At 59.8% G+C, this 10,610-nt stretch carries 9 protein-coding genes; 6 read left to right on the top strand and 3 right to left on the bottom strand.

Going from position 1 to position 10,610, the window contains the following annotated elements; all coding sequences use genetic code 11:
• Nucleotides 1-116 precede the first annotated feature (116 nt).
• The 3 genes from BS627_RS00145 to denD are packed head-to-tail and all read right to left on the bottom strand — an operon-like array spanning nt 117 to nt 3,796.
• The gene (locus BS627_RS00145) at nt 117-1,901 is read right to left on the bottom strand and encodes an IlvD/Edd family dehydratase (protein ID WP_077981319.1); all 1,785 of its coding nucleotides are present in this window, start codon (nt 1,899-1,901) and stop codon (nt 117-119) included.
• Nucleotides 1,902-1,910: 9 nt separating this feature from the next.
• Nucleotides 1,911-2,813, bottom strand: a complete 903-nt coding sequence (locus BS627_RS00140; RefSeq protein ID WP_077981318.1) for an NAD(P)-dependent oxidoreductase — start codon at nt 2,811-2,813, stop codon at nt 1,911-1,913.
• A complete protein-coding gene (gene denD, locus BS627_RS00135) occupies nt 2,810-3,796 on the bottom strand; it encodes a D-erythronate dehydrogenase (RefSeq protein WP_077981325.1) in 987 nt (328 codons plus the stop codon). The genes BS627_RS00140 and denD overlap by 4 nt, the downstream gene beginning before the upstream one ends.
• 215 nt (nt 3,797-4,011) lie before the next feature.
• On the opposite strand from denD, the gene BS627_RS00130 reads away from it, so the two are divergent.
• The 6 genes from BS627_RS00130 (at nt 4,012) to BS627_RS00105 (ending at nt 10,535) form a co-directional block, all read left to right on the top strand.
• Nucleotides 4,012-5,457: an FAD-binding oxidoreductase gene (locus BS627_RS00130; RefSeq protein WP_077981317.1), complete on the top strand. Its 1,446-nt coding sequence runs from the start codon at nt 4,012-4,014 to the stop codon at nt 5,455-5,457.
• A gap of 116 nt (nt 5,458-5,573) precedes the next feature.
• The gene (locus tag BS627_RS00125) at nt 5,574-6,290 is read left to right on the top strand and encodes a FadR/GntR family transcriptional regulator (RefSeq protein WP_077981316.1); all 717 of its coding nucleotides are present in this window, start codon (nt 5,574-5,576) and stop codon (nt 6,288-6,290) included.
• Between the two features lie 201 nt (nt 6,291-6,491).
• Complete coding sequence (locus BS627_RS00120) at nt 6,492-7,652, top strand: fumarylacetoacetate hydrolase family protein (RefSeq protein WP_077981315.1); 1,161 nt, start codon at nt 6,492-6,494, stop codon at nt 7,650-7,652.
• 21 nt (nt 7,653-7,673) lie between these two features.
• Nucleotides 7,674-8,204, top strand: a complete 531-nt coding sequence (locus tag BS627_RS00115; RefSeq protein WP_077981314.1) for a TRAP transporter small permease — start codon at nt 7,674-7,676, stop codon at nt 8,202-8,204.
• Nucleotides 8,205-8,208: 4 nt separating this feature from the next.
• Nucleotides 8,209-9,486, top strand: a complete 1,278-nt coding sequence (locus BS627_RS00110) for a TRAP transporter large permease (protein WP_077981313.1) — start codon at nt 8,209-8,211, stop codon at nt 9,484-9,486.
• A 41-nt stretch (nt 9,487-9,527) separates the two neighbouring features.
• Complete coding sequence (locus BS627_RS00105; RefSeq protein WP_077981312.1) at nt 9,528-10,535, top strand: TRAP transporter substrate-binding protein; 1,008 nt, start codon at nt 9,528-9,530, stop codon at nt 10,533-10,535.
• The last annotated feature ends 75 nt before the right edge of the window (nt 10,536-10,610 follow it).

The raw sequence follows: 10,610 nt of genomic DNA, 5'->3' as shown, positions 1-10,610 counted from the left end.
GTAAAAGACCACAACAAAACGTCATCATCCCGAAAAAGAAAAAACCCGCCGAAAATATCGACGGGTTTGTCAGCGGTCTGATCCCCGGGCATGGCCGGGGATTTTGTCCTATGCGATCAATGATTGTGCCGGGGCATCTTCTCGGCAATCCGGCGGAAATCTGCGGCACCTTCCAGAACCGCGCCATCCGAAAGCTGGGTTACGGATTTACGATAGATGCGCTGCCACGGTGTCGCATCCGCGGGAACAGCGGGAATGCCGTCAGCCTTGCGCGCTTCCAGCTCCGCCTCCGCCACCAGCGCATTGCACTCGCCTTCATTGAAATCGATGCGGATCACATCGCCGGTGCGCAGCCATGCTAGTCCGCCACCCGCCGCGCTTTCCGGCGAGGCGTTGAGGATGGACGGGCTGTCCGCCGTTCCCGACTGCCGGCCGTCGCCGATCGTCGGCAGGCTGGTGATACCCTTTTTCAACAACGCATCCGGCGGCTGCATGTTGACGACCTCAGCCGAACCCGGCCAGCCGAGCGGCCCCGCACCGCGAATGACGAGAATAGTGCGCTCATCGATATCAAGGGACGGATCGTTGATACGGGCGTGATAGTCTTCCGAACCGTCGAACACCACACATTTGCCCTCGAAAATTCCCTCGCGGCCCGGCTCGCTCAGATAGCGCTGGCGGAATTCCGCCGAGATAACGCTCGTCTTCATGATGGCGAAATCGAACAGATTGCCCTTGAGAACGAGGAAACCGGCCCTTTCCTTGAGCGGCTTATCGTAAGGCAGGATCACGTCACGGTCGGTGGATTCCCGGCCTTCAAGATTTTCCGCCATGGTTTTGCCGGTTACGGTCGGACAGCCTCCATCGAGCTTGCCCGCGTTGAGAAGCTCCCACATGATGGCGGGCGTGCCGCCGGCGCGGTGATATTTCTCTCCCAGCCATTTACCGGCCGGCTGGACATTGGCAAGGAGCGGAATGTCGTAGCCGTGAACCTGCCAGTCCTCCTCGCGAAGCTCCACGCCCGCATGTTTTGCCATGGCCGCCAGATGTGGCTGGGCATTGGTAGAGCCGCCAATCGCCGAATTGACGCGGATCGCGTTCAAAAACGCCTCGCGCGTCATGATGTCGGAGGGCTTGATGTTCTCGACAACCAGCTCGACGGCACGGCGGCCGGTGCGATAGGCCATCTGGCCGCGTTCACGGTAAGCTGCAGGGATCGCGCCGCAGCCGGTCAGCGACATGCCGAGCGCCTCCGCCATGGCATTCATGGTGGACGCGGTGCCCATGGTGTTGCAATGGCCGACCGAAGGCGCGGATTCGAGCGCCGCCTGCAAGAATTCCTCGCGGGTGATTTCGCCAGCACCGTATTTACGGCGCATGCGCCAGATGACGGTGCCAGAACCGACCAGATCGCCGTCATGATAACCGTCGAGCATCGGCCCGCCGGATAGAACGATGGCTGGAATATCCACCGTGCTTGCCGCCATCAGCGCCGAAGGCGTAGTCTTGTCGCAGCCCGTGGTCAAAACGACGCCGTCGAGCGGATAACCGTAAAGCACCTCCACGAGGCTCAGATAGGCAAGATTGCGGTCGAGCGCCGCTGTCGGGCGCTTGCAGTTTTCGAACATCGGATGGGTCGGAAACTCGATGGGAATGCCGCCCGCGTCACGAATACCGTCCCGCACCCGCTTGACCAGCTCCACGTGGACGCGGTTACAGGGCGTCAGGTCGCTGCCGCTCTGGGCGATGCCGATGACCGGCTTGCCGGAGCGCAGTTCTTCCGGCGTCACGCCGTAATTCATGAAACGCTCCAGATAGAGCGCCGTCATGTCGAGATGTTCGGGATTATCGAACCAGTCCTGCGACCGCAAACGGCGCATCGGTGTCTTGTCGTCGCTCATGAGATCGCTTCAGCCCTGTTCCCGGTTGTTCAGTTTTTCGAGGTAAAGCAGGATGCCGCTATGATCGATATCGGCCCCGCCGTCACCGACGAAATCATCAAATTCCCGCGTGACTTGCTGGGTGAGCGGCAGGGTGAGAGCGAGATCCTTGGCCGTCGCCAGCACGCCGTTCAGATCCTTGAGCTGGAACTTGGACGGACCGCCCGGGACGAAGTTGCGCTTCACCATGCGGTCGCCATGCAGCTCCAGAATCCGGCTTTCGGCAAAACCGCCGCGAATGGCGTTGCGGAACCCTTCACGCGATGCGCCGCCCGCTTCCACCAGCATCATCGCCTCGGCAACCGCGCCGATGGTGATGGCGACGATCTGCTGGTTGGCGAGCTTGCACAGTTGGCCGGCACCCGAGGGACCGACATAGGTGAGCCGGCCCATCGGCGCGAAAACATCGGCAAGACCCGAGATCAGCGTCTCGTCCCCACCGGCCATGATGGCGAGCGTACCGGCTGTCGCGCCCGGCACACCGCCGGAAACCGGCGCATCGACGTGATGGATGCCCAACGACTGAAGCCGGGAGGAATGTTCTCGCGCAATCGGCGGCGCAATCGAGCTGCTGTCGATCACGACAGCACCCTTTTTCAGCGCTTCGGCCATGCCGGCCTCGAAAAGCACCTCGCCCACGGCCTTGCCGTCGCTCAGCATGGTGATGACGATATCGGCGCCCCTGGCTGCCTCCGCCGGCGATGCAGCGACGACCGCGCCATCGGCAACAAGCGCCTCGGCCTTATCGGCGCTACGGTTCCAGACGGTGACCGAAAAGCCGGCGCCCAGCAGACGCCGGGCCATCGGCCCGCCCATCAGGCCCGTGCCGATAAAGGCGACAGACCGCTTCTTCTCCTCCCCGCCAGCACTCATTTCAGTGAACCTCCCAGTTCGTCCTCGATATGAACCTGAATGATTTCTTCGAACGAGCTTTCAGCCGTAAAGCCGAGTTCGCGGGCGCGCTTGGCTTCGAAACCGGGGGCCCAGCCTTCACACATGCGCATGATCATCTCATTCGGCTCGCGGCGGATGAGGGCAACGGCCTTTTCGCCGGCGACCTTGCGCAGCGCTTCGATCTGCTCGCCGACGGTGGCGCTGAGGCCTGGCATCGACAGGTTGCGACGCGGGCCGACCTTTTCCACGTCAATCGTTGCGCCATGGATGAGGAAGCCGACGGCGGAACGCGGCGAAGCGTGCCAGTGGCGAATGCTCTCAGGCACCGGCAGCACCGCTTCCTGGCCGACCAGCGGCTCGCGCAGAATATTGGAGAAGAAGCCGGAGGCGGCCGCATTCGGCTTGCCGGGGCGGATGCAGATGGTCGGCAGGCGAATGCCGATACCATCGAAGAAACCGCGACGGCTGTAATCGGAAAGCAGCAGCTCGCAGATCGCTTTCTGCGTGCCGTAGCTGGTCAATGGCGTGGAGTGGAACTCGTCCGGGATCGGATAGGGCAGCGGCGCGCCGAAGACGGCGATAGACGAGGTGAAAACCACGCGCGGCTTGTAACCATCCTTGCCGTTGGCGATGCGGATGGCGTCGAAGAGATAACGCGTGCCGTCGAGGTTGATGCGGTAGCCCTTGTCAAAATCGAGTTCAGCTTCGCCGGAGACGATGGCGGCAAGGTGGAAGATGACGTCCGGCCGGACTTCGACCAGCTTTTCAGCCTCACCCGGTGCGGAGAGGTCGGCCGCGCGTGCATCGACAGCACCAGAAAAACCGGTAGGCGCTTCAGGCTGGAACACGTCGATAAGCGTGAATTTCTCGACCGGCTTGCCGCCCAGCGATCCATCCTTGACGAGACGCTGCGTCAGCTTGCGGCCAACCATGCCTGCGGCGCCGATGATTGCGATATGCATGTCTTCCTCCTCTTTGTCCCGACCATTCTCCCGAGACCGAAAAAACATCATCGGCCGACCGACCGATAAATTAGCTTGTAAGGTTGTCTGATAACCTTATATGATCGAGTTGAAAATAGTATTTTTTTACAAACTGGAAAAAGCAAGGGCGCCGGCAAAATCAATGCACGTCCCTTGCCCGGGCACTTTAGGGCGGATTGGACGGAGAGGGTGAAATGACGATCGTGAGCGAACACGATATCGAGGAACTGCGGTTCTCGCTGAAGAACAGGCTGGGCGAAGCTTTGCTGCTGACATCGCAAGAGGACATGCTGCGCTATTGCCGCGACTGGCATGGCGACGTCACCAGCTCGGCCGTGGCCGTTATCCGCCCCCGTTCGACGAAGGAAGTTTCCGACACGGTCAGCGCCTGCGCCGAACTCGGCCTCTCCATCATTCCCCAGGGCGGGAATACCGGTCTGGTGCTCGGCGGCATTCCCGATGCCCCCAAGCGTCAGGTCGTATTGAGCCTTGAGCGCATGAACGCCATCCGCACCATCGATAGCGACGATTTTTCCGCCGTCGTGGAAGCCGGCTGCATTCTCTCGGAATTCAAGGATGCGGTTGAGGACAAGGGTATGTTCTTCCCGCTGTCGCTCGGCGCACAGGGCAGCTGCCGCATCGGCGGCAACGTCTCCACCAATGCGGGCGGCATCAATGTCCTGCGCTACGGCATGACCCGCGAACTGGTGCTGGGTCTGGAAGTGGTCCTTCCAGATGGCACCATCTGGAACGGGCTTTCGACGCTGCGCAAGGATAATCGCGGCATCGATCTGAAGCAACTCTTCATCGGCGCGGAAGGAACGCTCGGCATCGTCACAGCCGTTGCCGTCAAGCTTTACCCTAATCCTGAACATGTCGAGACGGCGCTTCTCGGCCTCAATTCGCTTGATGATGCCATCAAGCTTTACCGCCGCGCGCGCCGCGAATGCTGCGACCTGATGTCCGCCTTCGAATTCATGCCGCCTGTCGCCTTCACGCTGGCGATCGAAGCTATACCCGACCTGAAAATGCCGATTGCCGGCGATTACCCCGCTTACGTGCTAATGGAAATTTCAGGCTCCGGTCTGGTGGACACGGCCGACCTGATGGGCCGCTTCCTTGAGGGTGTGATGGAAGACGGCTTGGTGCTGGACGGCGTGATCGCTTCTTCACGGGCACAGGCGCAATCGCTGTGGCTGTTCCGCGAAGGCATGAACGAAGGGCAGGCGCTGCGCGGCGCACATATGCGCACCGACATTTCCGTGCCCTTGTCGAAACTCGCCGCTTTCGTGGCAGAAGCCGAGGCGGAACTGGCGGAAAAACTGCCGGAGTGCCTGGCGGTTTCCTACGGCCATGTCGGAGACGGCAACGTCCACCTCAACGTGCTGCCGCCGAACGGTTCGACGCCGGAAGAGCGCGAAGCATTTATCTACAAGTCCAAGACACTCGTTAACGAGGTCCTCGACCGCTACATCGGCAGCATCAGCGCCGAACACGGCATCGGCCGCCTGAAACGCTCTGATTTCGAAAGCCGGCTATCTGATGTGCAGCGCCGGATGATCACGGGTCTGAAAAACGCCTTCGACCCTGATTTGCGGATGAATCCCGGTTGCCAGATAACCCTGCAACCGGATAGCTAATCGAGGACGGCGAAGGCGGCTGAAAGCGCCGCCTTTGAAAACCCCGCGGACGGCGAAGGAGGAAGTCGCCTACCGCGGGAAAACGAACCAATCGTTTCTGTGGAACGGGAGCAACCATGACGCTGGAGTTCAGTCAGATTCATCGCAACGACCATCTGCCCGGCCGGATCGCTGCGGAGATTGCGCGCGAAATCAATGATTCGAAGCTCGGACCGGGCGACAGGTTGCCAACCGAACATGTTTTGGCAAAAACCTTCGGGGTCAGCCGCTCGGTCATCCGCGAGGCGATCGCGCAATTGCGCAACGAAGGTTTTGTCGAAACCCGGCAGGGCGTTGGCGCATTCGTCACCGATCCCCGGCAAAGACTGTCCATCCGAATCGAGCGATCGCGGCTGAACGATCCGGAAAATTTCCGCGATCTTTTCCAGCTTCGCATGCCACTGGAAATAGAAGCAGCCGGGCTGGCCGCACTGCACCGCAGCCCGCAGCAGTTGACGCGGCTGGCGGCAGCTTTGGAAAAGATGAAAACCGCCGACGATTGGTCGACGGAAGGCGTCGCGGCCGATCTTGACTTCCACCGCATTCTGGCGGAAGCGACTGAGAACGAATATTTCCTGATGTTCCTCGGCTTCATCGCGGAACGCATCAGCTCCGCCATCAATATTGCTTTTTCGCGTGCAGTTTTTGGTGAAATTCTCGAGGTGACGATCGCCGAGCATGTGGCAATCTACGAGGCCGTCGAGAAGGCCGATGCCACAGCTGCCAAGAACGCCATGCGCAAGCACCTGATCGGTGCTGCAAGTCGGGTCAATCTCGAACTCGACATCTTCTGAGCCGCAAATGAGCAGGCCGAAAAAGCTATAGGACAGGTTTACGATTTTCCGGTAATTGAGGCACGGAACACGATAATTTTGTCGGCGTAGCCGCTAGACTCGCAGCAAAAGTCATACTAAGAAGAATAAGATTAGGTTGTCAGACATCCAGACAATAAGACCGCAGGAGGCGGCCTGTGGGGTGCTGAAGGGGAGAACTACATGACCGGAAAAAGGTCCATCGACGCTGCCGCAATTTTGCCTGAAGATTTCGAAAACGCGCTGCTCGTCGGCCGCGTCTGGTCGAAAAGCGAAGACGGCCCCTGCCCTGTCCTGCTGAAGGGTGGCGTGCTTTATGACCTCACTTCGATTTCCCCAACCATGTCCGAACTTCTGGAAAAGACGGATCTGGTGCAGAGGCTCGCCGACACCGGCTCTCTTGTCGCACTCGGCGCGCTGGAAGCGTTTCTGGACGGTTCCGCCGGCGAACTCCTTGCCCCCAACGATATTCAGGCCGTCAAGGCCGCCGGTGTCACTTTCTCCGACAGTATGCTGGAACGCGTGATCGAGGAGCAGGCCAAGGGCGATCCGCTGCGCGCGCAGGAAATTCGCGGACGACTGGCGCCGGTTCTCGGCGACAATCTCAAGGGACTTGAGGCCGGCTCCGAAAAAGCTGCCGAAGTGAAGAAACTGCTCCAGGAAATGGGCCTCTGGTCGCAATATCTGGAAGTGGGCATCGGCCCGGATGCGGAGATATTCTCCAAGGCGCAGGCCATGGCTTCTGTCGGCTGCGGAGCGCTGATCGGCGTTCACCCGAAGTCGCAGTGGAACAACCCGGAGCCGGAAGTGGTGCTCGCCATCACCTCAGACGGCCGCATCGTCGGCGCAACGCTCGGCAACGACGTCAACCTGCGCGACTTCGAAGGTCGTTCCGCCCTGCTGCTCAGCAAGGCGAAGGACAATAACGCATCCTGCGCGATCGGTCCCTTCATCCGCCTGTTCGACGGAAACTTCACCATTGAAGATGTGAAGAGGTCGCAAATCTCGCTTTTGGTCGAGGGCGAAGACGGTTTCACCATGACGGGCGTCAGCCCGATGGAGGCGATCAGCCGCACGCCGGAAAACCTTAGCTCCCAGCTCTTGAACCGTAACCACCAATATCCTGACGGCGCCGTCTTCTTCCTCGGCACGATGTTTGCGCCGGTCAAGGACCGCCATGGCCCAGGCCTCGGCTTCACCCATTCGAAGGGTGACCGTGTCGAAATCTCCACGCCCAAGCTCGGTAAGCTGATCAACTGGGTCACGACGACGGACGAATGCCCGGAATGGACGTTCGGCACCGCGGCCCTGATGCGCAACCTGGCGAAACGAGGGCTGCTCTAGATATTTCTTCGGGAGGGGAAAATGCAGAAGATCATCAATCTCTTTTACCGGATTCTCGAAATCATTCTCGTCCTGCTGCTTGCCGGCATGGCGATCATGGTCTTCGTCAACGTCGTCATGCGTTACACGATGAATTCGGGCATAAACGTCTCGGAAGAATTGTCACGCTTCTTTTTCGTGTGGCTCACCTTCACCGGCGCCGTCGTCGCCTTCAGGGAACATGGTCACATGGGTATCGAAACCATGGTGATGTTCCTGTCGCGCCGCGGCCGCATCCTCTGCATGATCTTATCAAACATTGTCATCCTCACCTGTTCCGCCATCTTCTTCTGGGGGACGTGGAAGCAGTCTGGCATCAATGCCAGCATGCATGCGCCAGTCACCAAGCTATCGATGATCTGGGTCTACGGCATCGGCATGTTCACCGGCGCCCTGATGTTCATCATTGCGCTGGAACGTCTGTACCGGCTCGTTACGGGCCGCGTGACGGAAGACGAAATCGCCCAGTTCGCGGGCGAAAACATGACGATCGAACAGCTTTCGGAGCGCTGATACCATGACACTCCTCGTTTTTGTCGGCTCTCTGCTCGGCGCTATGGCGATTGGCGTTCCCGTCGCTTTCTCGCTGATGTTTTGCGGCGTTGTGCTCATGTGGTATATGGGCATGTTCAATACCCAGATCATCGCTCAGAACATGATCGCCGGCGCGGATACATTCACGCTGCTCGCCATCCCTTTCTTCATTCTGGCCGGTGAACTGATGAACTCTGGCGGCCTCTCCCGCCGCATCATCGATTTTGCGATCGCCTGCGTCGGTCATATCAGGGGCGGTCTCGGGATCGTCGCCATCATGGCGGCCATCATCATGGCCAGCATCTCCGGCTCGGCCGCAGCCGATACCGCGGCGCTTGCCGCAATCCTCATCCCGATGATGGCGAAGGCCGGTTACAACGTGCCGCGCTCGGCAGGTCTCATTGCTTCCGGCGGTATCATCGCTCCGGTCATCCCCCCCTCCATGGCCTTCATTGTTTTCGGCGTTGCCGCCAACGTCTCGATCACCCAGCTCTTCATGGCGGGGATCGTACCGGGCCTGCTGATGGGCCTTTCATTGGTCGCAACCTGGTTGTTCGTCGTCCGTAAGGACAACATAACGCCGCTTCCGAAGACCACGGCCAAGCAACGCATGCGGGCAACAGCACGTGCCGGGTGGGCGCTCGGTATGCCGGTTATCATTCTCGGAGGGATCAAGGCCGGCATCATGACCCCGACAGAAGCCGCTGTCGTGGCCGCTGCCTACGCCCTGTTTGTCGGCATGGTGGTCTACCGCGAACTAAAGCCGAGTGAGCTTCCGCACGTGCTCCTGCGCGCAGCCAAGAGCACCTCGATCATCATGTTCCTGGTCTGCGCCGCACTCGTCTCCGCATGGCTTATCACGGCTGCAAACATTCCGAACGAGGTTGTCGGTTACATCGAACCGCTGATCGACCGTCCGATGTTCTTGATGTTTGCGATCATGGTCCTGATCCTGGTCGTCGGTACTGCGCTCGACCTGACACCCACCATCCTGATCCTGACGCCCGTTCTGATGCCGATCATCAAGCAGGCGGGCATCGACCCAGTCTATTTCGGCGTCCTCTTCATCATGAATACCTGTATCGGTCTCATCACGCCCCCTGTTGGCGTCGTGCTGAACGTCGTCAGCGGCGTCGGTAGGGTTCCGTTGGGCCGCGTCACGGCGGGCGTACTGCCTTTCCTGCTGACACAGGTCGCCGTGCTGTTCCTTCTGGTGATTTTCCCGGACATCGTCCTCGTACCACTGCAGTATCTCCGTTAACCCGCAACCCGCTTCTCGCAAACAATCCAAGGGAGGATATTATGAGAAAGCTTCTTCTGACCACCACGGCAATCGCTTTCGCAGTTGGCACTGCTGCCCCGGCAATGGCCGAATTCAACAGCCGCAACATCCGTGTTTCCAACGGCATCAACCAGGACCATCCGGTCGGCAACGGCATCAAGGCCATGCAGGCCTGCCTCGACGACAAGTCGGGCGGCAAGCTGAAGCTGACCGCATTCTGGGGCGGCGCGCTCGGCGGCGACCTCCAGGCGACCCAGGCCCTGCGCTCCGGCGTTCAGGAAGCGGTCGTAACGTCCTCGTCGCCGCTCGTCGGCCTGATCCCGTCGCTCGGCGTCTTCGACCTGCCGTTCCTGTTCTCCAACGCCAAGGAAGCCGATGCCGTCATGGACGGCGCCTTCGGCGACATGATGAACAAGAAGCTGGAAGAACAGGGCCTCGTAAACCTGGCCTACTGGGAAAACGGTTTCCGCAACCTGTCGAACTCCAAGCGTGCCGTGAACAAGTGGGAAGATTTCTCGGGCCTCAAGGTCCGCGTGATGCAGAACAACATCTTCCTCGACACCTTCCAGAACCTCGGCGCCAATGCAACGCCGATGGCCTTCGGCGAAGTCTTCTCGGCGCTGGAAACCAACGCGATCGACGCGCAGGAAAACCCCTATGTGACGATCGACACCTCCAAGTTCTACGAGGTGCAGAAATACGTCACCGAGACGAACCACGCCTATACGCCGTTCCTCTTCCTCTTCTCCAAGCCGATCTTCGACAGCTACACGCCCGAAGAACAGGCCGCCCTGCGTGAATGCGCGGTCGTCGGCCGCGACGAAGAGCGCAAGGTCATCCGCGAGCTGAACCAGAAGTCGCTGGAAAAGATCAAGGCGGCTGGCCTCGAAGTGAACATGCTGTCTCCTGAAGAACAGGCGCGCATTCGCGAAAAGTCGATGGTTGTCTACGAAAAGCACAAGGCTGAAATCGGCGCCGACATCGTCGACGCCGTTCTGGCGGACCTGAAGAAGATCCGCGGCCAGTAATCCTGACTGCATACAACTAAAAACACCCGGAGGTTCCGCCTCCGGGTGTTTTTGTTTGTGAAAATCGCCAATAGA

The sequence above is a fragment of the Agrobacterium salinitolerans genome (assembly GCF_002008225.1).
Lineage (GTDB): Bacteria > Pseudomonadota > Alphaproteobacteria > Rhizobiales > Rhizobiaceae > Agrobacterium > Agrobacterium salinitolerans.
This window is presented reverse-complemented; position numbering and strand designations above follow the sequence as displayed.

Excerpts from the sequence above, each read along its gene's own strand:
- BS627_RS00145 (WP_077981319.1), bottom strand. The coding sequence starts at position 1,901 with ATGAGCGACGACAAGACACCGATGCGCCGTTTGCGGTCGCAGGACTGG.
- BS627_RS00140 (WP_077981318.1), bottom strand. The coding sequence starts at position 2,813 with ATGAGTGCTGGCGGGGAGGAGAAGAAGCGGTCTGTCGCCTTTATCGGC.
- denD (WP_077981325.1), bottom strand. The coding sequence starts at position 3,796 with ATGCATATCGCAATCATCGGCGCCGCAGGCATGGTTGGCCGCAAGCTG.
- BS627_RS00130 (WP_077981317.1), top strand. The coding sequence starts at position 4,012 with ATGACGATCGTGAGCGAACACGATATCGAGGAACTGCGGTTCTCGCTG.
- BS627_RS00125 (WP_077981316.1), top strand. The coding sequence starts at position 5,574 with ATGACGCTGGAGTTCAGTCAGATTCATCGCAACGACCATCTGCCCGGC.
- BS627_RS00120 (WP_077981315.1), top strand. The coding sequence starts at position 6,492 with ATGACCGGAAAAAGGTCCATCGACGCTGCCGCAATTTTGCCTGAAGAT.
- BS627_RS00115 (WP_077981314.1), top strand. The coding sequence starts at position 7,674 with ATGCAGAAGATCATCAATCTCTTTTACCGGATTCTCGAAATCATTCTC.
- BS627_RS00110 (WP_077981313.1), top strand. The coding sequence starts at position 8,209 with ATGACACTCCTCGTTTTTGTCGGCTCTCTGCTCGGCGCTATGGCGATT.
- BS627_RS00105 (WP_077981312.1), top strand. The coding sequence starts at position 9,528 with ATGAGAAAGCTTCTTCTGACCACCACGGCAATCGCTTTCGCAGTTGGC.